Raw genomic sequence first — 25,976 nt, 5'->3', positions numbered from 1 at the left:
CAAGAGTCGGCGCCAAGGCGCAATCCGGATTGGTGAAAAGCCGCGGGTTGCGCGCTAGAGTTAGCCCCACCGGAGTGGAATTGCCGATGGCGATGGACGAACGCTACGACCCGAAGAAGATCGAGCCCTACTGGCAGGCCGAATGGGACCGCGCCGACCTCTACGACACGCGCGAGGACCGCAGCCGGCCCAAGTTCTACGTGCTCGAGATGTTCCCCTATCCGTCGGGCGACGGACTGTCAGTCGGCCATCTGCACAACTATGTCCCGTGTGATCTGATCGGGCGCTACAAACGGATGGCGGGTTATAACGTCCTGCATGCGATGGGATGGGACGCCTTCGGGCTGCCGGCCGAGAATGACGCCTTGCTCAAGGGGCTCCATCCCAAACAGACGGTTCCGCGCTACGCGGCGAACTTCAAGCGTCAGTTGAAGTTAGTCGGATGCGCCTACGACTGGAAGCGGGAGATTAACTCTTCCACTCCCGAGTACTACCGCTGGACCCAATGGTTTTTTCTGCTGTTCTACAAGCGCGGGCTGGCCTACCGCGCCACCGGCTCGCAATGGTGGTGCGAGAAATGCCGCACCATCCTGGCCAACGAGCAGGTGGTCAACGGATGCTGCTGGCGGCATACCGACACCCCGGTCACCAAGAAAGACCTCGAACAGTGGTTCTTCAAAATCACCGCCTACGCCGATCGCCTGCTCGCCGACCTCGACCAGATCGACTGGCCCGAGCCGATCAAGCTGATGCAGCGCAACTGGGTGGGGCGCTCGGAGGGCGCCGAACTCGCCTTTCCCGTCGCAGGCCATCCGGGCAAGGAGGTGCGCTTCTTCACCACCCGCCCCGACACGGTCTTCGGCGTATCGTTCATGGTGCTCGCGCCCGAGCATCCGCTGGTCGCCGAGATCACCACGCCTGCGCAGCGCGCGACGGTGGAGGAGTACGTCGCGCAGGCGCGCCGCCAGAGCGAGATCGAGCGGCTCTCGACGGTCAAAGAGAAGACCGGCGTCTTCACCGGGGCGTACGCACGCAACCTGTTCAGCGGCAAGGAGATCCCGATCTGGATCGCCGATTACGTCCTGATGGGGTACGGGACGGGCGCGATCATGGCGGCGCCCGGCGAGGACCAGCGCGACTTTGAATTCGCCAAGAAGTACGGGCTCGAAATTCCGGTGGTCACCGCGCCCGCCGACGGCAGTGCCGCGCCCGCCGATCGCGCTTTCAGCGAACATGGGGTCAACATCAACTCGGCCAACGCCGAGCTCGACCTCAACGGGATGAAGACGGCCGACGCGATCCGCGCCGTGTGCAAGTACGCCGAGGAACACGGGATCGGTCGCCCGACGGTCAGCTACCGGATGCGCGACTGGCTGATCTCGCGCCAGCGCTACTGGGGATGCCCGATCCCGATCGTTTATTGCGCCCGCGACGGAGTCGTGCCGGTCCCCGAAGAACAGCTGCCGGTGGTTCTGCCAGATATGAAGAACTACCAGCCCTCCGGCACCGGCCGCTCGCCGCTGGCCAACGTGCCCGAATTCGTAAACACGACTTGTCCAAAGTGCGGCGGGCCGGCCGAGCGCGAGACCGACACCCTCGACGGCTTCGCCTGCTCGTCGTGGTACTACCTGCGTTTCGTCTCGCCGCATTACGACCGCGCGCCGTTCGAGCGCGCGATGGCCGACTACTGGCTGCCGGTGGACCTCTACGTCGGCGGCGCCGAGCACGCAGTGATGCATCTGCTGTACGCGCGGATGTGGACCAAGGTGATGTATGACGCGGGGCTGATAAACTTCAACGAACCGTTTAAGGTCTTGCGCAACCAGGGAATGGTCTGGGCCGCCGACGGGCAGAAGATGTCCAAGAGCAAGGGCAACGTGGTCACGCCCGACGCGATGGTAGAGAAGTACGGCGCCGACGCGCTCCGGCTATGGGAACTTTTCATGGGGCCGTTCGAGGAGCCGACCAACTGGAATGAGGAGGGCGTGGTCGGCACCGCGCGCTACCTCGCGCGGGTGTGGAACACGATGCGCCGGTTCGTTGAGGCCGGATGCCCCCAGGGTAATCCGCAGGTGGAGACGATGCGCCGCGCGCACAAGACGATCCGCATCGTCACCGACCATATCGAGCGGCTGCGCTTCAACACCGCGCTCGCCACGCTGATGGATCAGCTCAACTACCTGGCCAAGCTCGCGCCCGAAGAGGCCGGGCGCTTCGCCTTCGAGACGTACGTCGTGATGTTGGCGCCGATGGCGCCGCATATCGCCGAGGAACTGTGGCGCGCGCTCGGCCACACGACCTCCGTCCATCTCGAACCGTGGCCAAAATTCTCCGACGAGCTCGCGCGCGACGAGACGGTCACGGTGGTGGTGCAGGTCAACGGCAAGGTACGCGACCGTCTGACCGTTGGTGTGGGCACGTCCGAGGACGAGGTGCGCGGGATGGCGCTTAAGAGCGCAGCCGTCGCGCGCCATCTCGGCGGCAAGCCTCCGAAGAAAGTCATCTACGTCCCCGACAAACTCGTGAGCATCGTCACCTGAACTCACGCCACGGCGCAGACTCCGGTCGGCGGCGCACTCACATCAATAATTTGTGTTGAACAAAGTGCTGGCGGCGCTCGTCCGACCAAATATGTGACAGCCAAGGAGGTTCGTGACGACATGCTTGTTTCAAAGAAGGTTACCTCTACGGCAGCGGGCTTGTTGACGCTGCTGTTGGCCGCGAACGTTTACGCGGCGCCTATCCCGAGCGAGCGCGAGCAGATGCGTCACGCGCCAACGTTCGCGACCCCCGCGGAAGTACGGATGGGATTGAAGGTCGCGAAGTCGCTTCTGAACGAGATGCGTAGGTCCTCCTTTGACAATCCGGGAGCGGATGCCGAGTACAGGTTCGCCGTAGATGCCGCGCAACACGAGAATTACCGGCTCGCAAATGCGCAGCTCGATAACGTCTGGGTTGACATGCGCGAGTTCCCCTTCGAGAACGTGAACAATCCGCGAGTTCCGTGATATAGGTTAAGCGCTTTGCCGGAGCCTCGATCCCTCGAGAGCGATCGCCCGTGTACAGGCTATTCCTCCTTATCGCAACCGTGGCCGCGGCCATGCTGATCGGCTCCTGCGCGCTGCTGCAACCTTCTCCGCAGCAGCGCGCGCACGAGCTCGATCCGATGCTGGTGGCCGCCGGCTTCAAGGAGTATCCGGCCGACACCCCGGAGAAGATACAGACGCTCAAAAACCTGCCAGCGCTATCGGTCAAGCACTACACCGGCAAGGATGGCGCGCTGCGTTATTGGCTTGCCGACCCCTACGGGTGTCAATGCCTGTACCTCGGAGACCGGGAGGCGTATCAGCGCTACGCGGGCATTCGTCTTCAGAACAGGATGGTTCGGGAAGAAGAGGAAGCGGCCGAAGAAAACATGGAGGCCAGCGAAAACATGATGATGCCTCCCTTCGGCTTCGGCCCCGGCATCGGCTTCGGATTTTGAACCGACAGGCCTGGCCGTAACACACAGCCCGCCCGGTGTAATTGCTTTAGCAAAGCTACTCCGAGCGCGCCTACCAGCTCGTGGACAAGTACGCGATGACGCCCGAGCTGTGCGCCGAGGGCCTGGCGCGCGTCGCGCGCGCGACCGAAATGGGCTGGCTATTCACCCAGGGAATTTATCGCGCGTTCGTGACCCCAGAGGCACGCTCCGCCTCGACCACAGGCATGGCCTAGCCTGCTGGCGCGAGCTGGCTTAGCGGCGCGGGCACAAAAAGGGCGGGCGCGAAGGCCCGCCCCACTGCGCAGCCGCGCGCCTACGCCGCGGCCGCCTTGGCCGGCGCTTCGGCCTCGAAGGTCAACCCGCGCGGCCCGGCGCTGACGGTCACCCGCGCGCCGTCGCGCACCTCGCCTGCGAGGATCCTGCGCGCGAGCGCCGTCTCGAGGTCGTGCTGCACCAGGCGCTTGAGCGGGCGTGCGCCGAACATTGGATCGTAGCCGTGCTCGGCGAAGTAGTCGCGCGCCTTATCGGTGAGCACGAGCTCGATCTTGCGCTCTTCCAGCCGCTTGCGCAGCCGCTCGATCTGGATATCGACGATCTGCCGCAGCTCCTCCCTGGTCAGCTGATGGAAGACCACGATCTCGTCCACCCGGTTGAGAAACTCGGGGCGGAAGCTCTGGCGCAGGACGTCGAGCGCCTGTTCCTTCATCTTCTCGTAGTCCTTGCCCTTGAAGGAGAGGATGAGCTGGCTGGCGATGTTCGAGGTCATGATCACGACGGTGTTGCGGAAGTCCACCGTGCGGCCGTGGCCGTCGGTCAACCGCCCGTCGTCGAGCAGTTGCAGGAGCACGTTGAAGACGTCGTGATGCGCCTTCTCGATCTCGTCGAACAGGATCACCGAGTAGGGTCGCCGGCGGACCGCCTCGGTGAGCTGGCCGCCCTCCTCGAAGCCGACGTAGCCCGGCGGCGCACCAATGAGCCGCGCCACCGTGTGCTTCTCCATGTACTCGGACATGTCGATGCGCACCATCGCGGCCTCGTCGTCGAACAGGAACTCGGCCAGTGCCCGCGCCAGCTCGGTCTTGCCCACGCCGGTGGGACCGAGAAAGATGAACGAGCCGATCGGGCGATTGGGATCCTTCAGCCCTGCGCGCGCGCGCACCACCGCGTCGGCCACCGCCTGCACGGCCTCGTCCTGGCCGATGACGCGCTTGTGCAAGTGCTCCTCGAGGTGGCTGAGCTTCTGGACCTCGCCCTCCATCAGGCGCGAGACCGGAATCCCGGTCCAACGCGCGACGACCTCGGCGATGTCTTCCTCGTCAACCTCCTCCTTGATGAGCCGCGAGGCGCCGGGGGTCGCGATGCGCGCCTCGGCCTCGCCAAGCTGCTTCTCGAGCGCCGCGAGCCTGCCGTATTGGAGCTCGGCGACCTTGTTGAGGTCGTACTCGCGCTTGGCCTTTTCGATCTCGAGCCGGGTCTGCTCGATCTGCGCCTTAATCGCGGCGAGCTTCTCGACCCCGCCCTTCTCGCTCTGCCATTGGGCCTGGAGTGCGTCGCGCTTGCCGCGCACTTCGGCCAGCTCCTGCTCCAGGCGCTCGAGCCGCTCGCGCGAGGCGGCGTCGGTTTCGCGCTTCAGCGCCTCGCGCTCGATCTCGAGCTGCATCACCCGCCGATTGACCTCGTCGAGCTCGGCCGGCATCGACTCCTTCTCGGTGCGTAGCTTGGCTGCCGCTTCGTCCACCAGGTCGATCGCCTTGTCGGGCAGGAAGCGGTCGGTGATGTAGCGCTTGGAGAGGATCGCCGCGGTGACCAGCGCGGCGTCCTTGATGCGGATGCCGTGATGGACCTCGTAGCGCTCCTTGAGCCCGCGCAGGATCGAAATCGTGTCCTCGACGCTCGGCTCCTCCACCATCACGGGCTGGAAGCGGCGCTCGAGCGCGGCGTCCTTCTCGATGTGCTTGCGGTACTCGTCCAGTGTGGTCGCACCGATGCAGTGCAGTTCGCCGCGCGCCAGCGCCGGCTTGAGCAGATTGGAGGCGTCCATCGCGCCCTCGGCCGCGCCCGCGCCGACCACAGTGTGCAGCTCGTCGATGAACAGGATGATCTCGCCGGCCGACTCCTGGACTTCCTTGAGCACGGCCTTGAGCCGTTCCTCGAACTCGCCGCGGAACTTGGCGCCCGCCACCAGCGCGCCCATGTCGAGCGCGACCAGGCGATGATTCTTGAGCCCCTCGGGAACGTCACCGGCGACGATGCGCTGGGCGAGGCCTTCGACGATCGCCGTCTTGCCCACGCCCGGCTCGCCGATCAGCACCGGATTGTTCTTGGTACGCCGCGAGAGCACCTGGATGACGCGTCGGATCTCCTCGTCGCGCCCGATGACGGGATCGACCTTGCCCGCCGCCGCCATCTTGGTGAGATCGCGCGCGTAACGCTCGAGCGCCTGGTAGGTGGCCTCGGGATTGGGCGAACTGACGCGCTGATGGCCGCGGACCTTGACCAGCGTCTCCATTAACTTGTCGCGCGTGAGCCCGGCCTCGCGCAGGATGCGCGCGGAGGCGCCCGGCTCGTCGAGCATCGCGATCAGCACGTGCTCGACCGAGATGTAGTCGTCCTTGAGCTTGCCCGCCTCCTGCTCAGCGCGCGCCAGCACGCGGCCCAGGCGCTGGGTGACGTAAACCTGGCCGGCGCCGCCGCCGGTGACCTGCGGGATTTTAGCCAGTTCGTCGGCGAGCTTGCGCTGCACCGCGGCGCGGTCCGCGCCGGCGAGCTTGAGCACGGAGGAGACCAGCCCCTGTTCGTCCTCGAGCAGCGCGGCGAGCAGATGCTCGACGTCAACGGCCTGGTTGTGGGCACTGAGCGCCGCATTCTGCGCGCGGCCCAGCGCCTCCTGGAGTTTCTCTGTGAAACGACCTGGGTTCATCAATGAAATGGGCCCTTTTTCGGCCTCACTATTGAAGCTAACCACTTTCTTGACACCGGCAAGCGCGGCATACTGGCGGCGGCCCGGGGCCTGCGGCTCCTCAGCTTGGCCCTGTCTTGTCCGATTTGCTAAGCACAGAAAGCAAAACCCCTCGGGAGACGCACGATGCGCTTGACGCTGACGGTGAACGGACAACGGCGCGAGGACGAGGTCGAACCGCGGATGCTGCTGGTCCACTACCTGCGCGACGTCGCGGGCCTGACCGGCACCCACGTCGGATGCGAGAGCACGCTGTGCGGCGCCTGCACCGTGCTGCTCGACGGCAACGCGGTCAAGTCGTGCACGGTGCTCGCGGTCCAGGCTGACGGCGCCGAAGTCACCACAGTCGAGGGGTTGGCCAGGGACGGAAAGCTTCATCCGGTGCAGGAGGGCTTCTGGGAGGAACACGGCCTGCAATGCGGCTACTGCACGCCCGGGATGATTATGGCCTCGGTCGATCTACTCAGCCGCAACCCCAACCCGAGCGAGGCTGAGATTCGCCACGCGCTCGAGGGGAATCTCTGCCGATGCACCGGCTACCAGCACATCATCAAGGCGGTGCAGTACGCGGCCAACAAGATGCGCGCGGGCAAGGCGGCCTGAGGCCGCGCGAACTTGCGCACCGGCGCGCATCGCGAGCCTGCGCGACCTGAAACCGCAACGACGAAAGCGATCAAGGAGACGGCGATGGCGGTCATCCCGAAATTCGTGGGCGAACGGATCAAGCGGCGCGAGGATCCGCGGCTCATCCAGGGCCTCGGCACCTACGTCGACGACGTGCGGCTGCCCGGAATGCTGACGGCGGTGATCCTGCGCAGCCCGCACGCGCACGCGAAGATCAATGCGATCGATCTCAAGGCCGCGCGCAGCGCTCCCGGCGTGGTCTGCGCGCTCGCCGGCGACGACATCAAGGACAAGATCGGGCCCCTGCCCTGCGTCGCACCCGCCGAACGCATCCCGTTCCACCCCGCGCTCGCAATCGGCAAGGTGCGCTACGTCGGCGAGCCGGTCGCGGTGGTGGTCGCGACCGACGCCTATCGCGCGCAGGATGCGGTCGATCTGATCGAGGTCGACTACGACCCGCTCGACGCGGTGGTCGATCCCGAAAAGGCGATCGCCGACGGCGCGCCGATCCTCCACGAGGAGTTCGGCACCAACGTCTCGCTCAGGATGGAGGTGCCGTCACCCGCGATAGACGACGCGATGCGCAACGCGGACAAGGTCATCCGCTTCCGCATCGTCAACCAGCGCCTGGCGCCGATCCCGATGGAGCCGCGCGGCGTGGTCGCGCAGTGGAACGCCGGCCAGCGCTACCTGACCCTGTGGACCTCGACCCAGATCCCGCATATGGTGCGCTCGCGCCTGGCCGAGACGCTCAAGCTCGGCGAGCATCGGATTCGCGTGATCGCGCCCGAGGTCGGCGGCGGCTTCGGCTGCAAGCTCAATTTCTACGGCGAGGAGGCGCTGGCGGCTTACCTGTCGATGCAGCTCGAGCGACCAGTCAAGTGGATCGAGCGCCGGCGCGAGAACCTCGCCGGCACCACCCATGGCCGCGATCAGATCACCTACCTCGAAGTGCCGGTCAAGAACGACGGCACCGTGCTGGGGATCAAGGGGCGCTTCATCTGCGACATGGGCGCTTACCTCCAGCTGCTGACGCCCGCCATCCCTGGCTTCTCGGCGCTGATGATGACGGGATGCTACAAGATTCCGGCGCTTGGCTTCGAACAGCTTATGGTGTTCACCAACAAGATGGCGACCGACGCCTATCGCGGCGCGGGCCGTCCCGAGGCCTGCTACATCGCCGAACGCACGATGGACATGGTCGCCGCCGAGCTCAAGCTCGATCCGGCCGAAGTGCGGCGCAAAAATTTCATCCCCAAGGAAGCCTTCCCCGCCACCACCGCCGCCGGTCTCGTGTACGACTCGGGCGATTACCGGCAGGCGCTCGACAAGGCGCTGGAGATCGTCGATTACAAGAAGCTGCGCGCCGAGCAGGAAGCCGCGCGCAAGCAGGGCCGCTATATCGGAATCGGCATCTCGTCCTACGTCGAGATCTGCGGAATCGGACCCTCGGCGATGCTCCCGCCCAAGTTCCAGGGATGGGAGAGCGCGACCGTGCGGGTCGAGCCTGACTGCAAGGTCACGGTGCTGACCGGGATTTCGCCCCACGGCCAGGGCCAGGAGACCACCTTCGCTCAACTCGTGGCCGACGCCTTTGGGGTCGACCTCGACGGCGTCAACGTCGTCCACGGCGACACCGCGATCGTGCAGTATGGCGTGGGTACCTTCGGCAGCCGCGGTCTGTCAGTCGGCGGCACCGCGCTGATGATGGCGGTGGGCAAGGTGCAGGACAAGATGAAGAAAATCGCCTCGACCATGATGGAGGCGCCACCCGACCAGCTCATTTTTGCCAACCGCACGGTCGCCCTCGCCAGCGACCCCGGCAAATCGATCCCGCTCCAGCAGGTGGTGACCGCCGCCTACGATTGGAAACAGGCGATCCCGGGACTCGAACCCGGGCTCGACGCAAACGCGTTTTTCGAGCCCACCGGATGCACCTTCCCCTTCGGCACCCACGTTGCGGTGGTCGAGGTCGATCCGGAAACCGGCGTGGTCAAGTTCCTGCGCTACGTGGCGGTTGACGACTGCGGCAAGGTGATAAGCCCGCTGCTGGTGGAGGGCCAGGTCCACGGCGGCATCGCGCAAGGCATCGCGCAAGCGCTCTACGAGCAGGTGGTGTACGACGAAAGCGGCCAGCTGCTCACCGCGACCCTGATGGATTACGCGGTGCCCAAGGCCGACATGCTGCCGCACTACGAACTGTCCTCGACGGTAACGCCGTCGCCGCTCAATCCGCTCGGCGCCAAGGGCGTCGGCGAGGCGGGCACCATCGGCTCGACGCCGTGCATGGTCAACGCGGTGCTCGACGCGCTGCGCCCGTTCGGCATCACCCATCTCGACATGCCGCTTACGCCGGAGAAGATCTGGCGCGCGGTCCGTGCGGCAAGGAAGGGCTAACGCCATGTTCCCCGCAACCTTCGACTACCATCGCGCGGCCTCTGTAAAGGAGGCGCTCTCACTGCTCGCACAGTACGGAGACGAGGCCAAGCTGCTGTCCGGCGGCCACAGCCTGCTGCCGATCCTCAAGCTGCGCCTCGCCCAGCCGCGCCATCTGGTTGACCTGACGCGCATCCCCGAGCTCGGCCGGATCGCCGAGCAGGGCGGGAAAATCAGCGTCGGCGCCGCCGTGCGCCACGTCCAGGTCGCGACTTCGCCGCTGGTGCGTGACAAACTCGGGTTGCTCGCGGAGTGCGCGGGCCATATCGGCGACGTGCAGGTGCGCAACCGCGGCACGATTGGCGGCAGCCTCGCCCATGCGGACCCGGCCGCCGATTATCCCGCTGCAGTGCTGGCGCTCGAAGGCGAAATACGCCTGGAGAGCGGCGCGGGGGCGCGGATGGTCACGGCGGCGGACTTCTTCGTCGATCTGATGACCACGGCGGTCCAGCCCGGTGAGCTGATAAGCGCGGTCAGCTTTGCGCCGCTTCCCGCAGGCGCCGGGTTCGCCTACCTCAAGCATCGCCAGCCTGCCTCGGGCTTCGCGATGGTAGGGGTGACGGCGTGTCTGACGCTCGACAAAAGCGGCAAGTGCCAGAACGTCCGTGTCGGAATAACCGGCCTGGGGCCCAAGGCGTTTCGCGCCAAAGCAGTCGAGAGCGTGCTCAGCGGCAAGGCGCCCGATGCAAAAGCGCTCGCGGACGCCGCAGCACACGCCGCCGACGGCATCGACGCCCTCGCGGACATCCACGCCTCGGCCGAGTTTCGCGCCGAGCTGGCGCGCGTCTATACGCGGCGCGCGCTGGAGACCGCGGCGGCGCGCGCGCGGCGCTGAAGGGCTCCTGGAGCGAATACCATCGATCGCTGATTCGAGATGAAAATCGCAGGCGAACAGACGCTGTCGGCGCCGCGGCAGAAGGTGTGGGACCTGTTCAACGATCCCAACCGCCTCTCGCGGCTGATTCCCGGATGCGAAAAGCTCGACGTTATCAGCCCCACCGAGTACGCCGGCACCCTCAACGTCGGCATCGCGGCGGTCAAGGGCGTCTATAGCGGCAAGCTCAAACTCGAAGAGGTACGCCCGCCCGAGCATTACAAAATGGTGGTTGACGGCAAGGGCAAGCAGGGCTTCATGCGCGGCTCGGGCACGCTCGACCTCGTCGCCAAGGACAGCAATACGACGGTGGTGACCTACGCGGGCGACGTCCAGATTGGCGGCCCGCTGGTGCAGGTTGGTCAGCGGATGATCGACAGCGCGGCCAAAATGATGATCGGGCAGTTTTTCGCCGCGGCCGAGGCCGAGCTCAAGGCGGAAGCGGCGGGCAAGGTCGCCCGCCAGGGCTTCTTCCTCAATTTCTGGCGCTACCTGGTCCGGCTGGTCCGCTCGCTCTTCGCGCGCGGCTGAAGACGTTGCGACGGCTCATTCGCCGGCGATCATCATCTCGGCGATCTTGAGCGTTGGCGCGACGATCGACGAGCGCCATACGAGATCGTTGCCGATCATCTCGATTGACATGAACATCTCCTTGAGATTGCCGGCGATCGTGATCTCCTGCACCGGGTAGGCGAGTTCGCCGTCCTCGATCCAGAGCCCACTCGCGCCGCGCGAGTAGTCGCCGGTCACCGCGTTGACGCCGAAACCGATGAGCTCGGTCAGGTACAGCCCGCTCTTGACCGTGCGGATTATCTCCTCGGGCGAGTACGGTCCGGGTTGCAGGTATAGGTTGGTCGGGCTGACAGAAGGGGCCTCGCCGGTCGAGCGCGCGGCGTTGCCGGTCGGTTTGAGGCCGAGGCGGCGTGCGGAGTAGCTGTCGAGCAGGTAGGTCTGGAGCACACCGCGCTCGACGACGTTCTTGCGCGTCACCGGCAGTCCCTCGCCGTCGAACGGCTTGGAGCCCAGCCCGCCGCGGATCGTGCCGTCGTCGATCACGCTGACGTTGGCGCTCGCGATTCGCTGGCCGAGCTTGCCAACCAGGAACGAGGCATTGCGATAGAGCGACGGGCCCGAGGCTGCGGCCGCCAGCGAGCGCATCAGGCTCGCCGCCATGTCGGGATCGAAGACAACCGGCGCGCGGGTGGTCTTGATCTTGCGCGCACCCAGGCGCCGCAGCGCGCGGCGCGCCGCGGTCAGGCCGACCGAGGCCGCATCGTCGAGGCCTGCGAAGCGCCGGCTGTGGGTGTACCAATGGCCGGGCTGCATCGCTCCGTTTTCCTCCGCGATCGGCGCGACGGCGAGGCTGTAGGTCGTGCCCTCGTACTCGCCGGCGAAGCCCTGGCTGTTGGCAAACACCACGCGGTACCGGCCGGAGTCGAACTCGGCCCCTTCGGAATTCTTGATCCGCGGATCGGCGTCGAGCGCGGCGCGCTCGGCCGTGCGCGCGATTTCGAGCGCGCGGTCGGCCTCGATAATTCCGCTTTTCGGATCGGCCAGCTCCAGTTCGGGCAGGACCTTCGGATGGAGTGCCGGGTCGGGCAGGCCGGACCACTGATCCGGCGCGGTCAGCCGCGCCATGCGCACGGTGTCGGCGATGAACTCGCCGAGCGCGCCGTGCTCCATCTCGGCGGTCGCCGCCGTCGCCGATGATTGTCCGACGAACACGCGCACGCCGAGCCGCCGCTCACGCGAGCTCTTGAGCTTCTCGACCTCACCCATCCGCACGCCGGCGCCAAGCGACTCGGCGCTGACGATCAGGACTTCGGCGGCATCCGCGCCGGCGGCACGCGCGCGCTCCAGCCCCCACTGGGCGAGATCGATGCCCGCTTCCAACCGCGATTCCATCTGCAACATCTCTTTCGGCCGGGTACCCCCGCGCCGCGCCTAGGCGCGCGTGCCGCCGACCGTGATCCCGTCGATCCGGATCGTCGGCAGGCCCACGCCCACCGGCACCGACTGGCCGTCCTTGCCGCAGGTGCCGACGCCCGGATCGAGCTCGAGGTCGTTGCCCACCATCGAAACCCGCGTGAGTACGTCGGGGCCGTTGCCGATAAGGGTCGCGCCCTTGACCGGGCGGGTCACCTGGCCGTCCTCGATCAGGTAGGCCTCGGAGGCGGAGAAGACGAACTTGCCGTTGGTGATATCGACCTGGCCGCCGCCGAAGCTCACGGCGTACAGGCCGTAGCGCACGGAGCGGATGATCTCCTCGGGGGAGGCGTCGCCGGCGAGCATGAAGGTGTTGGTCATGCGCGGCATCGGGGGATGCGCGAAGCTTTCGCGCCGGCCGTTGCCGGTCGGGCTCATCTTCATCAGGCGTGCGTTGAGTCGGTCCTGGAGATAGCCGCGCAGGATCCCCTTTTCGATCAGCACCGTGCGCGAGGTCGGCGTGCCCTCGTCGTCGAAATTGAGGCTGCCGCGGCGGTTGGGGATCGTGCCGTCATCGACCACCGTGCACAGCTCGCTCGCCACCCGCTGGCCGACACGGCCGGAGAAGGCGGAGACCCCCTTGCGGTTGAAGTCGCCCTCCAGCCCGTGGCCGATTGCCTCGTGGAGCAGGATACCCGGCCATCCGGGCCCCAGCACGACCATCATCTCGCCTGCCGGCGCGTCCACCGCATCGAGGTTGACGATCGCCTGGCGCACCGCCTTAAGCGTATGCTCGCGCCAGCGTTCGCCCTCGAAGAAAAACTTCCACTCGACTCGGCCGCCGCCGCCCGAGCTGCCGACCTGGCGCCCGCCCTTGCCGTCCTCGGCGATCACGGTGACGCTCAGGCGACAGAGCGGCTGGACGTCGGCGGCGATCCGACCTTCGCTGTTGACGACCATCACGACCTTGCGTTCGGCCGCGAACGACGCCATCACGTTTTTCACCCGCGGGTCGAACTCACGCGCGACGCGGTCGATCTCGTTGAGCAGCTTTGCGCGCTCTTCGAGTGGGACCTCCAGCGGCGTGCTCTCGAGCTCGTAGAGCGCGTGGCGCGCGACCGGCTGACCGACGTGGACCGCCGGCGCCGCGCCGCCGCCGTGGGCGATCGCGCGCGCGGCTTCCGCCGCCAGGCGCATCCGGTCCACGGTGACCTCGTCCGAATACGCGTAGCCCGTGCGATCCTCGGCGCACACGCGCACGCCGACGCCGTGGCTGATGCTCTTGCTGGTGCGGTTGACGATCGAATCCTCGAGGCTGAGCCCTTCGGCGCTGCGGTACTCGAAGTAGAGGTCGGCGTAGTCGGCCTTGCGCTCGAGCGCGGCGCCCAGGACGCGCTCCAGAGTGCCCTCGGTCATGCCGAAGCGGCTGAGAAAAAACTTGTCCGGCGGGGTCAATTCATTGGCCATCGCGCCCTCCGTCGTCTCCACAACTGAGTCTACCAGAGGTGCGGACGCACGCCGAACCACAATTGGCCACAGGCTGGAGCCTGGGCGCCTCAAAGAACCCGCACCGTTTTGTCTCTACTAGACGCGGGCGGAGGGTCAGAAGAAACGAAGACGACCGATGATTAGCCGGCGGCGGCGCGGCGCTCGCCGCGCATCTGCTGCTTGGGCTCGGGCTTGCGTTTCTTCTTGCGCGGCGCGGCGCTCTCAGAGGCGCCGGTGAACTCGATGATCGACAGCGGGGCCGCGTCACCGCGGCGGACACCGTACTTGACGATGCGGGTATAGCCTCCGTTGCGCTCCTTGAAGCGCGGCGCGATCTCGTCGAAGAGCTTTTTGACCGCCGTGTGCGAGCCGATAAACGCGTAGGCGCGCCGGCGCGCGGCGAGGTCGGCGCGCTTGCCCAGCGTGACCATCCGCTCGGCCCAGCGCCTGAGCTCCTTGGCCTTGGCATCGGTGGTGCGGATGCGCTCGTGGCGAATGAGGCTCAGGACCAGGTTGCGCATCAAGGCCTTGCGATGGGCCGAGGTGCGGTTGAGCTTGCGGCCCGAATTGAGGTGACGCATCGATTAACGCTCCGGAACAGGTGCGAAGTTTGGGGCGCCGCGCTAGGCCGACTCGCGCCGCTCCTGCTCGGCCCACATCCGGTCGAGCTCGCTGCGCGGCGGCAGCTCTGTCAGCCGCATCCCGAGCGAGAGCCCCATGTCGGTCAGGACCTCTTTGATCTCATTGAGCGATTTGCGGCCGAAATTCTTGATCTTGAGCATGTCCTGCTCGGTGCGCTGGACCAGTTCGCCGATGTACTTGATGTCGGCGTTCTGGAGGCCGTTGAAGGCGCGTACCGAGATCGGCAGCCCCTCGACCGGACGATAGAGGTATTCGTTGAGCAGCGGACGCGCCTCGGCGCCCTCGGCCGCGGCGGGAAGCTCGGCTTCCTCCTCGACGCCGGCGAAGATGGTCATCTGGTCGCGGGCCACGCGCGCGGCGTAGGTCAGCGCGTCGCGCGGGGAGATCGAGCCGTCGGTCCAGATTTCGAGCACCAGGCGGTCGTAGTCGGTGCGCTGGCCGACGCGCGCGTTGGTGACCGTGAAGTTCACCTTCTTGATCGGCGAATACACCGCGTCGAGGCGGATGGTGCCGATCGGCTCCTCCTCGTCGGCGCTGCGCTCGGCCGGCGCGTAGCCGCGCCCGCGGCGGATCACCAGCTCCATGTCGAGCTCGGCGCCTTTCTCCAGCGTCGCGATATGCTGCTCGGGCGTGAGCACTTCGAGCGCGGGGCCGCCGGTGATGTCGCGTGCGCGCACGACCGTTTCGCCGCGCGCCTTGAGCGCGGCGGTGAGATGCTCGCCCTCGTGCAGGCGTAGGCGCACCTCCTTGAGGTTGAGGACGATGTCCGTCACGTCCTCCTTGACCCCGGGGATCGTGGAGAACTCATGGAGCACGCCCTTGATCCGCACCGCCGTGATCGCAAAGCCGGGCAGCGAGGACAGCAAAATACGGCGCAGGGCGTTGCCGACGGTGATGCCGTAGCCGCGCTCGAGCGGTTCGGCGAAGAACCTGCCGTAGGTCGCGGTCAGTTCCTTCTCGTCGAACTCGACGGCCTTCGGCTTGATTAAATCGCGCCAATCATTCTGCATATCCGATCGCTCTTCTCCGAAGATTTTTTCCGCCTCTCCGCCGCTGATGCAGTCCCGCGCGCGCTAGCGCGAGTAATGCTCGACGATCAGCTTCTCGCTGACCGGCATGGTCAGGTCCGCACGCGCCGGCAGCGCGCGCATCGAGCCGCGGAACTGGTCGCGCTCCAGCGCGATCCATCCCGGCACCCCGCGCCGCTGCGACATCTCGATCGCCTCGACGATCACTTTCTTGCTCCGGCTCTTGGGCGCGATGCTGACGATCTCGCCCACGTCGAGCAGGTAGGACGGAATCGTGACCGCTCTGCCGTCAACCTCGATATGGCCGTGGCGCACGAGCTGGCGCGCCTGGGCGAGCGAGCTCGCGAAGCCGAGCCGGTAAACCACGCTGTCGAGCCGGCGCTCGAGCAGGACGAGCAGGTTTTCGCCCGTGATCCCGGGCATTCGCTCGGCCAGCTCGAAGTAGCGCTTGAACTGAGTCTCCATCAGGCCGTAGATGCGCCTGACCTTCTGCTTCTCACGCAGCCGGATCGAAAACTCGGAAAAGCGCGTGCGTGCCTGGCCGTGGGCGCCGGGCGGGTAGTTGCGCCGCTCGATCGCGCACTTGTCGGTGAAGCAGCGCTCGCCCTTGAGGAAGAGCTTGAGCCCTTCACGCCGGCACAGCCGGCATACCGGTCCGAGATACCTTGCCACCTTGTCGTTGCTCCCCTAAACGCGGCGCCGCTTGGGCGGCCGGCATCCGTTGTGCGGGATCGGCGTCACGTCCTTGATCGAGGTCACCGCGAGCCCCGCCGCCTGCAGCGCGCGCACCGCCGACTCGCGGCCGCCGCCCGGGCCCTTGACGTAAACCACCACCGAGCGCATCCCGACGTCGCTCACCTTGCGCGCCGCCGCCTCGGCCGCCATCTGGGCGGCGAACGGCGTGCCCTTGCGCGAGCCCTTGAAGCCAACCGAACCGGCGCTCGCCCACGCGAGCACCAGTCCCTGCTGGTCGGTGATCGTAACGATCGTGTTGTTGAACGTCGCGTGGACATGGGCGACGCCCTCGGTCACGGCGCGCTTGGCGCGCCGGCGGCGCGGTGCGGGCGCCGCACCGGCTGCGGCGGGAGCGCCGACCGCCGCCGCGGGGCGTTCGCCGCCCTGGGCCGCCTGCTCCTTGCCTGGCGCAGGCCTGGTTTCCTTGTTCTCGTCAGCCATCAGGCTTTAGCTCTCTTCCGAGTTGAAGTTGACCGCTGGATTGGGTGTTAGCCCTTGGACGGCGGTGCCTTCTTGCCCGCCACGACCTTGCGTGGCCCTTTGCGTGTGCGCGCGTTGGTATGAGTACGCTGGCCGCGCACGGGCAAACCGCGGCGATGACGGATGCCGCGGTAGCACCCGAGGTCCATCAGGCGCTTGATCGACTGCTGAAGGTCGCGCCGCAGGTCGCCCTCGACTTTGTACTTCTGGTCGATGACATTGCGGATGCGGACCTGCTCCTCAGCGCTGAGGTCGTCGCTGTTGCGCGCCGGGTCGACGTTGGCCTCGGCGAGGATCGATTGCGCAGCCGAGCGGCCGATGCCGTAAATGTAGGTCAGCGCGATTTCCATCCGCTTGTGATGGGGCAGTTCAACTCCGGCAATACGGGCCATCGGGCGAAATCCTCCTAACCCTGGCGCTGCTTGTGGCGCGGATTGGAGCACAGGATACGCACCACGCCCTGGCGGCGCACAACCTTGCAATTCTTGCAGATCTTCTTGACCGACGCTCGAACCTTCATCGTGTACCCGACTTCACCGCCCGGCCGCCTCAGCGCATCCGGTAGGTAATCCGCCCGCGGCTGAGATCGTACGGCGAGAGCTCCACCGTGACCCGGTCGCCGGGCAGTATCTTGATGTAGTGCATCCGCATCTTGCCCGAAATATGCGCGAGCACCCGATGCCCGTTTTCCAGCGAGACGCGGAACATCGCATTGGGCAGCGCTTCAAGCACGGTACCCGTTACTTCTATGGCGTCTCCCTTAGACATGTGCCATTTCGCTCAGGATCTCCGGCCCGCGGGCGGTAATCGCAATCGAGTGCTCGAAGTGGGCCGAGAGCTTGCCGTCGGCCGTCACCGCCGTCCAACCGTCATCGAGGATGCGTAGTTCCGCCACCCCCTCGTTGATCATCGGTTCGATCGCCAGCGCCATCCCCTCCTGCAAGCGCGGGTCGGGCATCCCGCGCCGCACGTAGTTGGGCACCTGCGGATCTTCGTGCAGGCTGCGCCCGATACCGTGGCCGGCGAAGTCGGTCACCACCGAGAAGCCCGCGCTCTCGGCGGTCCGCTGCACGGCGCGCGCGATATCGCTGATGCGATTGCCGACGCGGGCCTGCTCGATACCCGCGTAGAGCGCTTGGCGCGTCGTGCGCAGCAGCTCCTCAGCGCGCGCGGTGATCCTGCCCACCGGCACCGTGCGCGCAGCGTCGCCGTAGTAGCCCTGGTAAATGACGCCGAAGTCGAGACCTACGATATCGCCCTCCTTAAGCCGCCGGCGCGACGGAATCCCGTGCACGATCTCGTCATTGACCGAGACGCACAGGGTCTTGGGGTACGGCACGTCGTGCGGCTTGTAGCCCTTGAACGCCGGCCGCGCGCCCTTGCGGCGGGTCAGTTCCCCGGCCATCCGATCCAGTTCCTCGGTCGTAACTCCGGGCTTAACCGCCGCCGCCAGTTCCTCGAGAATCTCGGCCACGATCATGCTCGCCTTGCGGATGAGCGCAATTTCTTCGGGGCTCTTGAGCAGGATCACTCGCTTTAACTCTTGCCTGCGGCGCCGTCGAGCGCGCTCAGGATCCGGCGCTGGATCTCCTCCGGGCTGCCGATCCCGTCGACTCGGGCGAGCAGTCCCAAGCGCGCATAATGATCGAGCAGCGGGCGGGTGGACGCGGCATATACCTCAAGCCGCATCCGCACCGTGTCCTCGGCGTCGTCGTCGCGCTGGTAGAGCTCGCCGTTGCAATCGTTGCACAGATTCTGGTTGCGCGGCGGATCGTAGATCAGGTGGTACATCGCACCGCAGTTCTTGCAGGTGCGCCGCCCCGAGATACGCTTTACGATCTCGTCGTCGGGTACCATTATAGCAACTACTTTGTCCAGGCGCTGCCCACCCTTGCCCTGGAGCATCGCGGCCAGCGTCTCGGCCTGCGCCACCGTGCGCGGGAAGCCGTCGAGGATAACCCCCCCCGCCGCGTCGGGCTGGCCCAGACGCTCCCCAATCAGCTTGAACACCAGCTCGTCGGGCACCAGCGCGCCCTTGTCCATGTAGCGCTTGGCCTCCTGGCCAAGCGCGGTGCGATTGCGAACCGCCGCGCGCAGCAGGTCGCCGCTGGCCACCTGCGGCACACCGAGACGCTTCTCGAGCATCCTAGCCTGTGTGCCCTTGCCCGCGCCGGGCGGGCCGAGAAGAACAAGCCGCACTGCGCCTAACCTCCCCTGCGCGACTTCACGCGTCCGCGCCGCATGAAGCCCTCGTAGTTGCGGGTCAGCAGGTGGGTTTCCATCTGGGCGACCGTGTCGAGCGCCACACCGACCACGATCAGCAAGGCGGTGCCGCCGAAGTAGAATGGCACGTTGAAGCGCTGGATCAGGAGGGTCGGCAGGATACACACCGCGCTGACGTAGATCGCGCCGCCCAAGGTTATTCGCGAAAGAATCCGGTCGATGTACTCGGCGGTAAAGCGTCCGGGACGGATGCCCGGGATAAATCCGCCATACTTCTTGAGATTGTCGGCAACGTCGACTGGGTTGAACGTCACCGCGGTGTAGAAGTAGCAGAAGAAGACGATGAGCGCGACGTACACCACGTTGTAAACCCATCCGCCCGGCGTCAGGTACGACGACCAGTTCTTCGCCGACGGGATGAAGGTCGCCACCGTTGCCGGGAAGACCAGGATCGAAGAGGCGAAGATCGGCGGAATAACCCCCGACGTGTTGACCTTCAGCGGCAGGTGCGAGCTTTGCCCGCCATAGACCCGCCGCCCGACCACCCGGCGCGCATACTGGACCGGAATCCGCCGCTGGCCGGTCTCGACCCACACGATGAGGGCGGTCACCGCTATCGCGATCGCGAGCACCAGAATCAGCACGAACAGGCTCATTTCGCCCTCGCGCACGAACTGGAAAGTGGTCGACAATGCGCTCGGCAGGCGCGCCACAATACCCGCCATGATCACGAGCGAGATACCGTTGCCGACGCCGCGCTCAGTAATCTGCTCGCCGATCCACATGACGAACATCGCGCCCGCGGTGACCGTCAACACGGTCATGATGCGGAAGCCCCAGCCCGGCGCATAGACCACCGAGCCGCCGCCGGGCGCCTGGATGTGCTCGAGCGAGTAGGCGATCATGAAGCCCTGCACGATCGACAACGCCACCGTCCCGTAGCGCGTGTACTGGCTGATCTTGCGGCGTCCCGCTTCGCCCTCCTTGTAAAGTTCGTCGAGGTAGGGCCACGCGACCTTGAGCAGGTCGAGGATGATCGCGACCGAGATGTAGGGCATGATGCCGAGCGCGAAGACCGAAAAGCGCTCGAGCGCGCCGCCCGAGAACAGGTTGACCCAGCCGAACAGCGTGCTCGCGGCGGCATCAAAAAAAGCCGCCAATGCCTGGCCGTCGATCCCGGGAGTGGGCACGGCCACGCCGATGCGATACACAACCAGCATCCAGGCTGTGAACCACAGCCTGCGGCGCAACTCCGGGATGCGCGAGGCGTTTGAGAACCCTTCAAGCATTAAGCTTCGGGGCGGCCTCGATTAATTCCGCGATTCCTCCCGCCGCCGCAATCTTCTCCCTGGCGCTCGCCGAAAACGCATGCGCGCGCACGGTCAGCCGCGCGCCGAGCTCGCCGTCGCCCAGCACCTTCAGTTTGTCTCCCGCGCCGATCACTCCGCGCTCGGCCAGCACCGCCGGATCGATCGTGTCGAGGCCCAGCGCCGCCAGCCGCTTAAGATTGACCACGGCGAACTCCTCGCGTCGCGCCTGCGTCTTCTGTAAGCGCCGGAATCCGCGCTTGGGCACTCGCCGCTTGAGCGGCATCTGCCCGCCTTCGTAGCCCGGCGGCGTGTTGCCGCCCGAACGCGAGCCCTTGCCCTTATGGCCGCGGCCCGCAGTCTTGCCGCTGCCGGAGCCGATACCGCGCCCGACCCGTACGCGCCGCCGCTTGGAGCCCGGCGCCGGCCTCAATGTGCTTAAATCCAGAGCCATCAGCTTTTCACTTCAACCACGAGATGCGAAACGCGACGCAACATCCCCTCGACCTCGGGAGTGCGTTTGAGCTCGCGCTCGCTGCCGACCCGGCCAAGCCCGAGTCCTCTGACCGTCTGCCGCACGCGCTCCTTGGTTCCGATCGGGCTGCGCACCAGCCTGACTTTAATCGTCTCCGCCATCGCGCACGCCCTCTCCCTACGCCGCCGCCGGGCGCACCGGCTCATGCTGGCGCACGCGGGCGATCTCCTCGGGACTGCGCAGCTCCCTGAGCGCCTCGAGCGTGGCCTTGACCAGGTTGTGCGGATTCGACGAGCCCAGCCGCTTGGTCAGGATGTTGCGGATTCCAGCCAGCTCGACCACCGCGCGCACGCCGCCCGCCGCGATAACGCCGGTACCTTCGGCCGCGGGCTTGAGGATCACCTTGCCGGCGCCGAAGCGGCCGACGACCTCGTGCGGGATCGTGCCCTCGCGCAGCGGCACCCGCATCAGACTCTTCTTGGCGCGCTCGACGCCCTTTCGAATCGCCTCGGGCACCTCGTTGGCTTTGCCGAGGCCAAAGCCGACGAGGCCGTTCTGATCGCCCGCCACCACGAGCGCGCTGAAACTGAAGCGCCGGCCGCCCTTGACCACCTTGGCCACGCGGTTGATATGGACGACCTTCTCCTTGATGTCGAGCCCCTGGGTTTCGATGCGCTGTGCCACGATACTCCCGTCCGCCGAATCCTCGGCGCTAGAACTTCAGGCCCGCCTCGCGCGCGGCATCGGCCAGCGCACGCAGACGGCCGTGATAGAGAAACCCGTTGCGATCGAACACCACCTGGGCGATTCCCTTGCTCAGGCATCGCTCGGCGATCGTCCTGCCGACCGTCTTGGCCGCCTCCAGGTTGCGCCGGCTCTTGAGCGCCTCGCGCAGCTCGGGGCTGAGCGTGGACACCGCGGCCAGCGTGGACCCGGACTCGTCCGAGATCACCTGCGCGTAGATATGGTTGAGCGAACGGTAAATCGACAGGCGTGGAAGCGCGTCGCTGCCCCTTATCCGGCGGCGCACGCGCCGCCGGCGCACCATCCGCTTTTCAAACCTCTCCGCAGACATCTTGCCTCGTTCGGCGCCTTAGCCCGCCGCCGCGCCGGCCGCCGCCTTGCCGGCCTTGCGGCGGATGGTTTCGGTTGCGTACTTGATTCCTTTGCCCTTGTACGGCTCCGGCGGCCGCAGCTCTCGGATCTCTGCCGCCACCGAACCGAGCAACTGGCGATCGGCACTCTCCAAGGTGATGATCACCTGTCGGTCGACCTTGGCTGTAACACCGGGCGGCAACTGATAAACGATCGGGTGCGAGTAGCCAAGGCTAAGATGGATATTGGTGCCGCGAATCTCGGCTCGGTAGCCGACGCCGTTTATCTCCAGCACGCGGGTGAAGCCCTTGCTCACGCCCTCGGCCATGTTGGCGATGAGCTTGCGCACCAGCCCATGGCGTGCGCGCTCGTCCTGGGAGTCGCCCGGCCGCTTGACCTGGATCTGCGAATCCTTGATCTCCACCGCGAAGCGCGGCGGCACCTTCAAGGCCAGCTTGCCCTTGGGCCCCTCGACCTCGAGCGTGTCGCCTGCCAGCTGGGCCTTGACGCCCTTGTCCAGGTTGACCGGCAATCTGCCTATGCGCGACATCGACCGTTCCTCTACCAGACTCTCAGCAGGATCTCGCCGCCGACCTTCCTGCGCCGCGCATCGCGGTCGGTCATCACGCCCAGCGGCGTGGTCAGCACCTGTACGCCCATCCCGTGCGCGACACGCGGCATCGAGGTCGCGCCGGCATAGCGGCGCAGGCTCGGCCGGCTGACCCGCTCGATGCCGCGGATAACCGGCTCGCGCGCGCCCGAGTAGCGCAGCCCGATGATCAGCTTCTTCCTGGGAATCTCGCCGCCGACCTCGATGCCGCCCAGGAAGCCCTCGGCGGCAAGCGTGCGGCAAATCGCCTCGCGCAGGCGCGAGTGCGGGACCTCGACCTGGTCGTAACGCGCGTGCATCGCGTTGCGAATCCGGGTAAGCAACTCTGCGATGGGGTCGGTCTGCGACATCCGCTCTCCGGTCCTCTACCAGCTGGCCTTGACCACGCCGGGCAACGCGCCGCGCAGCGCATTCTTGCGCAGGCACAGACGGCACATCTTGAAGCGCCGGTAATAGGCGCGCGGGCGCCCGCACAGGGGGCAGCGGTTATGCTGGCGGGTCTTGAATTTGGGCTTGCGCTGCGCCTTCACCCGCAGACAGGTCTTCGCCATCTCGATTATCCTAGGCCGCGCGCGCGGCGCCTTCGCGCTCCAGCGCGCCGCGGAACGGCATCCCCAGCGCGCGCAACAGCGTGTAGCCCTCGAAGTCGCTGCGCGCGGTCGTGTTGATCGTCACCGTCAGCCCCTTGATCCGCTCGACCTTGTCGAGATTGAGCTCGGGGAAAATCGTATGCTCGCGCAGGCCGAGCGAATAGTTGCCGCGCCCGTCGAAGGCCTTGTCGCTGATCCCGCGGAAGTCGCGCACGCGCGGCAGCGCGACGTTGACCAGGCGGTCGAAGAACTCATACATCCGCTCGCGCCTGAGCGTGACCATCACTCCGATCGGCATCCCCTGGCGCAGCTTGAAGTTGGAGATCGCCTTGCGCGCGCGCGTGATGACCGGCTTCTGGCCGGTGATCGTCTTGAGCTCCTCGACCGCGGCGTCGAGGATCTTGACGTTGTCGCGCGCCTCGCCGAGCGCCATGTTGATGACGATCTTTTCCAGCCGCGGCGCGCGCATCGGATTGTCGATCTTGAGCTCGCGCATCAACGCCGGCCGCAGCTCCTGCTCGTAGCGCACCTTAAGACGCGCCGGAACCTTGGGCTCGGGCTCGCGCGGCCGGGCCTCCGCCGCCACAGCGGCTGCCTCGCCGGCACCCTTTTTGGCCTTGCGCTCGGGCTTGCCTTCGGAGCGGGGCTGCTTTTTGGGCTTTTCGCTTTCGTCCGCCATCACTCGTTACCCAGCGCCTCGCCGCAGCGCCGGCAGATACGCGAGCGCGCGCCGTCGGCGCCGCGCTTGACGCCTACGCGCACCGGCGCATTGCAGCGTTCGCAGAACACCATCACGTTGGAGATGTGAAGCGGCGCCTCTTTCTCGACGATTCCGCCCGGACTCGCCGCGCCGCGCGGCTTGGAGTGGCGCTTGACCACGTTGAGCCGTTCGACGATCACACGCGCCTCGACCGGCAGGACGCGCAGCACCTTGCCGGTCTTGCCGCGCTCGCGCCCGGCTATCACCATCACCATGTCGTTCTTCTTGACCGGGTACTTGGCGGTTTTACTCGCGGCGGCCATCACAGCACCTCCGGGGCAAGCGAGATGATCTTCAGGAAGCGCTTGGCGCGCAGCTCGCGCGCCACCGGGCCGAAGATACGGGTGCCGATCGGCTCGTGCTGGTTGTCGACCAGCACCGCCGAGTTGTCGTCGAAGCGGATATAGCTGCCGTCGTGGCGGCTGATTTCCTTGCTCGTGCGCACGATCACCGCGCGCGCGACGTCGCCCTTTTTGACCTTGGCGTTGGGGATCGCCTCGCGCACTGCCACCACGATCACGTCGCCCACGGTGGCGTAGCGCCGGCGCGACCCGCCCAGCACCTTGATGCACATCACCTTGCGCGCGCCCGAGTTGTCGGCCACGTCGAGCACTGTTCGCATCTGCACCATTTACGCCCGCGCTCCCCCTAGCCGGCCGCCCGCGCCAGCACCTTGCTCACTCGCCAGCGCTTGCGTCGCGACAGCGGCGGCGATTCGATGATCAGCACCTTGTCGCCCTCGCGACACTCGCCGCGCTCGTCGTGAGCCATGAAACGGCGGCGCTGATGGACCCGCTTGCCGTAGAGCGGATGCTGGACGAGGCGTTCCACCTGCACCACCACGGTCTTGGCCGCCTGGGCCGAGACCACCGTGCCCTCGCGCTGCTTAACTCGCTGCCGCATCTTGCGCCTTGCTCTGCGCGGCGCCCGCCGCGGTCTTCTGCCGCAGCAGGGTCATGATCCGCGCCAGTTCCCTGCGCGCGCGCCGGTAGTTCGCCGGGTTGTCGAGCTGGTTCGTGCGCAGCTTGAGCCGCAAGCGAAAGATCTCCTCGCGCGCCTCGCGTTCCTTGACCCGCAGGTCGCCCGCGTTCATCTGCCTGAGTTCGTCAAGCTCCAACGCTCTCGCCCTCCCGCTCGACCACGATGGTCTTGACCGGCAGCTTGTGCGCCGCCAGCCGCATCGCCTCGTGCGCGGTCGCCCGGTCGACGCCTTCCATCTCGAACAGTATCCGCCCCGGGCGCACCACCGCGGTCCATCCCTCGGGGCCACCCTTACCCTTGCCCATCCGGGTCTCGGCCGGCTTCTTGGTGAAGGGCTTGTCGGGGAAGACCCGGATCCAAACGCGTCCGCCGCGCTTGATGTGGCGGGTCAGCGCGATACGGGCGGCCTCCAGCGCGCGGGTATCGACGCGCGCGGTCTCGACGCTCTTGAGCCCGAAGTCGCCGAAGGCGAGCTCCAGCCCGCGCGACTCGGCACCGCGCACCCGGCCCTTCTGAATCTTGCGATATTTAACCTTCTTCGGCGCGAGCATTGTGCAATTCCGTTTCGGCTAGGCGCGCTACTGCTGCGCAGCTCCCATCCCGGCCCGCCGCACGTCTTCTTCGCGCCGGGTCAGCACCTCGCCGCGGAAGATCCATACCTTGACCCCGATCACCCCGTAGGTCGTGCGCGCCTCAGCGAAACCGAAGGCGACGTCGGCGCGCAGGGTCTGCAGCGGCACGCGCCCCTCGCGGTACCATTCCGCGCGCGCGATCTCGGCGCCACCCAAGCGTCCGGCCACGTGGACCTTGACCCCTTGCGCGCCCATTCGCATCGCCCGCACCACCGCTTCCTTCATCGCGCGGCGAAACGCCACCCGGCGCTCGAGCTGGAGCGCGATGTTTTCGGCGACCAACTGGGGATCGAGGTCGGGGCGGCGGACCTCATGGATATTGATGAAGGCCTCCTTGCCGCTCATCAGCTTCTGGATATCGCCCTTGAGCTTGTCGATCTCGGCGCCCTTCTTGCCGATCACAATCCCGGGCCGCGCCGTGTGGATGTTGATCTTGGCCTTGTTGGCCATCCGTTCGATCTCGATCCGCGAAATCCCGGCGTGATAGAGCCGGCGCTTGATGAAATCGCGCAGCTTGAGGTCCTCGTGGAGCAGGCCCGCGTAACCGTGCGGCGCGGCGAACCACTTGGAGTCCCAACCCTCGATGATGCCGAGCCGAAGCCCTCGCGGATGCGTCTTCTGTCCCAT

35 protein-coding genes are annotated in these 25,976 nt (G+C 66.5%); 8 read left to right on the top strand and 27 right to left on the bottom strand.

From position 1 onward, the window contains the following. Positions 1-86 precede the first annotated feature (86 nt). The 4 genes from leuS (at position 87) to VFB33_09895 (ending at position 3,717) form a co-directional block, all read left to right on the top strand. Positions 87-2,540, top strand: coding sequence for a leucine--tRNA ligase (leuS, locus tag VFB33_09910; GenBank protein ID HZO81994.1), 2,454 nt, complete (start codon positions 87-89; stop codon positions 2,538-2,540). A 264-nt stretch (positions 2,541-2,804) separates the two neighbouring features. Continuing rightward, positions 2,805-3,008 carry a hypothetical protein gene (locus tag VFB33_09905; GenBank protein ID HZO81993.1) on the top strand — a complete coding sequence of 68 codons (204 nt, stop codon included), beginning with the start codon at positions 2,805-2,807 and terminating at the stop codon, positions 3,006-3,008. A 92-nt stretch (positions 3,009-3,100) separates the two neighbouring features. After that, positions 3,101-3,484, top strand: a complete 384-nt coding sequence (locus tag VFB33_09900) for a hypothetical protein (protein HZO81992.1) — start codon at positions 3,101-3,103, stop codon at positions 3,482-3,484. Positions 3,485-3,564: 80 nt separating this feature from the next. After that, the gene (locus VFB33_09895; GenBank protein HZO81991.1) at positions 3,565-3,717 is read left to right on the top strand and encodes a hypothetical protein; all 153 of its coding nucleotides are present in this window, start codon (positions 3,565-3,567) and stop codon (positions 3,715-3,717) included. A gap of 80 nt (positions 3,718-3,797) precedes the next feature. On the opposite strand, the gene clpB is transcribed toward VFB33_09895, so the two are convergent. Beyond that, entirely contained in the window at positions 3,798-6,404 is a 2,607-nt protein-coding gene (clpB, locus tag VFB33_09890) for an ATP-dependent chaperone ClpB (protein ID HZO81990.1), read from the bottom strand. A gap of 165 nt (positions 6,405-6,569) precedes the next feature. Here clpB and VFB33_09885 point away from each other — a divergent pair, with 165 nt between their 5' ends. From VFB33_09885 to VFB33_09870, 4 genes are all read left to right on the top strand, one after another. Further along, the gene (locus VFB33_09885) at positions 6,570-7,046 is read left to right on the top strand and encodes a (2Fe-2S)-binding protein (GenBank protein ID HZO81989.1); all 477 of its coding nucleotides are present in this window, start codon (positions 6,570-6,572) and stop codon (positions 7,044-7,046) included. A gap of 84 nt (positions 7,047-7,130) precedes the next feature. After that, positions 7,131-9,464 carry a xanthine dehydrogenase family protein molybdopterin-binding subunit gene (locus tag VFB33_09880; GenBank protein ID HZO81988.1) on the top strand — a complete coding sequence of 778 codons (2,334 nt, stop codon included), beginning with the start codon at positions 7,131-7,133 and terminating at the stop codon, positions 9,462-9,464. A 4-nt stretch (positions 9,465-9,468) separates the two neighbouring features. After that, complete coding sequence (locus VFB33_09875) at positions 9,469-10,338, top strand: xanthine dehydrogenase family protein subunit M (protein ID HZO81987.1); 870 nt, start codon at positions 9,469-9,471, stop codon at positions 10,336-10,338. A 39-nt stretch (positions 10,339-10,377) separates the two neighbouring features. Beyond that, positions 10,378-10,908, top strand: coding sequence for a carbon monoxide dehydrogenase subunit G (locus VFB33_09870; GenBank protein ID HZO81986.1), 531 nt, complete (start codon positions 10,378-10,380; stop codon positions 10,906-10,908). A 15-nt stretch (positions 10,909-10,923) separates the two neighbouring features. Here the strand turns inward: VFB33_09870 and VFB33_09865 are convergent, their stop codons facing one another. From VFB33_09865 to rpsC, 26 genes are all read right to left on the bottom strand, one after another. Then, positions 10,924-12,282, bottom strand: a complete 1,359-nt coding sequence (locus tag VFB33_09865; protein ID HZO81985.1) for a metallopeptidase TldD-related protein — start codon at positions 12,280-12,282, stop codon at positions 10,924-10,926. Between the two features lie 39 nt (positions 12,283-12,321). After that, entirely contained in the window at positions 12,322-13,770 is a 1,449-nt protein-coding gene (gene tldD / locus VFB33_09860; protein ID HZO81984.1) for a metalloprotease TldD, read from the bottom strand. A 161-nt stretch (positions 13,771-13,931) separates the two neighbouring features. Then, positions 13,932-14,372 carry a 50S ribosomal protein L17 gene (gene rplQ, locus VFB33_09855; GenBank protein ID HZO81983.1) on the bottom strand — a complete coding sequence of 147 codons (441 nt, stop codon included), beginning with the start codon at positions 14,370-14,372 and terminating at the stop codon, positions 13,932-13,934. A 42-nt stretch (positions 14,373-14,414) separates the two neighbouring features. Further along, complete coding sequence (locus tag VFB33_09850; GenBank protein ID HZO81982.1) at positions 14,415-15,443, bottom strand: DNA-directed RNA polymerase subunit alpha; 1,029 nt, start codon at positions 15,441-15,443, stop codon at positions 14,415-14,417. Between the two features lie 63 nt (positions 15,444-15,506). Then, positions 15,507-16,133 carry a 30S ribosomal protein S4 gene (gene rpsD / locus VFB33_09845; protein HZO81981.1) on the bottom strand — a complete coding sequence of 209 codons (627 nt, stop codon included), beginning with the start codon at positions 16,131-16,133 and terminating at the stop codon, positions 15,507-15,509. A gap of 15 nt (positions 16,134-16,148) precedes the next feature. Further along, on the bottom strand, positions 16,149-16,637 hold the full coding sequence (gene rpsK / locus VFB33_09840) for a 30S ribosomal protein S11 (protein ID HZO81980.1): 489 nt from the start codon (positions 16,635-16,637) through the stop codon (positions 16,149-16,151). A gap of 47 nt (positions 16,638-16,684) precedes the next feature. Beyond that, positions 16,685-17,068 carry a 30S ribosomal protein S13 gene (gene rpsM, locus VFB33_09835; protein HZO81979.1) on the bottom strand — a complete coding sequence of 128 codons (384 nt, stop codon included), beginning with the start codon at positions 17,066-17,068 and terminating at the stop codon, positions 16,685-16,687. A gap of 14 nt (positions 17,069-17,082) precedes the next feature. Continuing rightward, positions 17,083-17,196 carry a 50S ribosomal protein L36 gene (rpmJ, locus tag VFB33_09830; protein ID HZO81978.1) on the bottom strand — a complete coding sequence of 38 codons (114 nt, stop codon included), beginning with the start codon at positions 17,194-17,196 and terminating at the stop codon, positions 17,083-17,085. 29 nt (positions 17,197-17,225) lie between these two features. Continuing rightward, a complete protein-coding gene (infA, locus tag VFB33_09825) occupies positions 17,226-17,444 on the bottom strand; it encodes a translation initiation factor IF-1 (GenBank protein HZO81977.1) in 219 nt (72 codons plus the stop codon). Continuing rightward, positions 17,437-18,207: a type I methionyl aminopeptidase gene (map, locus tag VFB33_09820; GenBank protein ID HZO81976.1), complete on the bottom strand. Its 771-nt coding sequence runs from the start codon at positions 18,205-18,207 to the stop codon at positions 17,437-17,439. The genes infA and map overlap by 8 nt, the downstream gene beginning before the upstream one ends. Positions 18,208-18,212: 5 nt before the next feature. Next, on the bottom strand, positions 18,213-18,875 hold the full coding sequence (locus VFB33_09815; GenBank protein HZO81975.1) for an adenylate kinase: 663 nt from the start codon (positions 18,873-18,875) through the stop codon (positions 18,213-18,215). A gap of 5 nt (positions 18,876-18,880) precedes the next feature. Then, positions 18,881-20,188, bottom strand: coding sequence for a preprotein translocase subunit SecY (gene secY / locus VFB33_09810; protein HZO81974.1), 1,308 nt, complete (start codon positions 20,186-20,188; stop codon positions 18,881-18,883). Then, positions 20,181-20,654 (bottom strand): 50S ribosomal protein L15, encoded by a 474-nt coding sequence (gene rplO, locus VFB33_09805; GenBank protein ID HZO81973.1) that lies wholly within the window; start codon positions 20,652-20,654, stop codon positions 20,181-20,183. Before rplO ends, secY begins: the two co-directional genes overlap by 8 nt. 5 nt (positions 20,655-20,659) lie before the next feature. Further along, the gene (rpmD, locus tag VFB33_09800; protein HZO81972.1) at positions 20,660-20,842 is read right to left on the bottom strand and encodes a 50S ribosomal protein L30; all 183 of its coding nucleotides are present in this window, start codon (positions 20,840-20,842) and stop codon (positions 20,660-20,662) included. A 16-nt stretch (positions 20,843-20,858) separates the two neighbouring features. Continuing rightward, complete coding sequence (rpsE, locus tag VFB33_09795) at positions 20,859-21,365, bottom strand: 30S ribosomal protein S5 (GenBank protein ID HZO81971.1); 507 nt, start codon at positions 21,363-21,365, stop codon at positions 20,859-20,861. Positions 21,366-21,393: 28 nt separating this feature from the next. After that, positions 21,394-21,756, bottom strand: a complete 363-nt coding sequence (gene rplR, locus VFB33_09790; protein ID HZO81970.1) for a 50S ribosomal protein L18 — start codon at positions 21,754-21,756, stop codon at positions 21,394-21,396. A gap of 18 nt (positions 21,757-21,774) precedes the next feature. After that, a complete protein-coding gene (rplF, locus tag VFB33_09785; GenBank protein HZO81969.1) occupies positions 21,775-22,326 on the bottom strand; it encodes a 50S ribosomal protein L6 in 552 nt (183 codons plus the stop codon). An 11-nt stretch (positions 22,327-22,337) separates the two neighbouring features. Then, on the bottom strand, positions 22,338-22,736 hold the full coding sequence (gene rpsH / locus VFB33_09780) for a 30S ribosomal protein S8 (GenBank protein HZO81968.1): 399 nt from the start codon (positions 22,734-22,736) through the stop codon (positions 22,338-22,340). A gap of 15 nt (positions 22,737-22,751) precedes the next feature. Beyond that, positions 22,752-22,937: a type Z 30S ribosomal protein S14 gene (locus tag VFB33_09775; protein ID HZO81967.1), complete on the bottom strand. Its 186-nt coding sequence runs from the start codon at positions 22,935-22,937 to the stop codon at positions 22,752-22,754. 10 nt (positions 22,938-22,947) lie between these two features. Continuing rightward, positions 22,948-23,562 (bottom strand): 50S ribosomal protein L5, encoded by a 615-nt coding sequence (rplE, locus tag VFB33_09770; GenBank protein HZO81966.1) that lies wholly within the window; start codon positions 23,560-23,562, stop codon positions 22,948-22,950. Between the two features lie 92 nt (positions 23,563-23,654). Next, the gene (gene rplX / locus VFB33_09765; GenBank protein ID HZO81965.1) at positions 23,655-23,999 is read right to left on the bottom strand and encodes a 50S ribosomal protein L24; all 345 of its coding nucleotides are present in this window, start codon (positions 23,997-23,999) and stop codon (positions 23,655-23,657) included. Further along, positions 23,999-24,367, bottom strand: a complete 369-nt coding sequence (rplN, locus tag VFB33_09760) for a 50S ribosomal protein L14 (protein ID HZO81964.1) — start codon at positions 24,365-24,367, stop codon at positions 23,999-24,001. The genes rplX and rplN overlap by 1 nt, the downstream gene beginning before the upstream one ends. 17 nt (positions 24,368-24,384) lie before the next feature. Then, complete coding sequence (gene rpsQ, locus VFB33_09755) at positions 24,385-24,639, bottom strand: 30S ribosomal protein S17 (protein HZO81963.1); 255 nt, start codon at positions 24,637-24,639, stop codon at positions 24,385-24,387. Further along, entirely contained in the window at positions 24,623-24,853 is a 231-nt protein-coding gene (gene rpmC / locus VFB33_09750; protein ID HZO81962.1) for a 50S ribosomal protein L29, read from the bottom strand. The genes rpsQ and rpmC overlap by 17 nt, the downstream gene beginning before the upstream one ends. Continuing rightward, entirely contained in the window at positions 24,843-25,268 is a 426-nt protein-coding gene (gene rplP, locus VFB33_09745) for a 50S ribosomal protein L16 (GenBank protein ID HZO81961.1), read from the bottom strand. Before rplP ends, rpmC begins: the two co-directional genes overlap by 11 nt. Before the next feature lie 27 nt (positions 25,269-25,295). Continuing rightward, positions 25,296-25,976 (bottom strand): 30S ribosomal protein S3, encoded by a 681-nt coding sequence (gene rpsC, locus VFB33_09740; GenBank protein ID HZO81960.1) that lies wholly within the window; start codon positions 25,974-25,976, stop codon positions 25,296-25,298.

The organism is Candidatus Binataceae bacterium, assembly GCA_035650475.1.
In the GTDB taxonomy this organism is placed as follows: domain Bacteria; phylum Desulfobacterota; class Binatia; order Binatales; family Binataceae; genus JAKAVN01.
The sequence above is the reverse complement of the archived record's forward strand: the minus strand, read 5'-3'. Positions and strand labels throughout refer to the sequence as shown.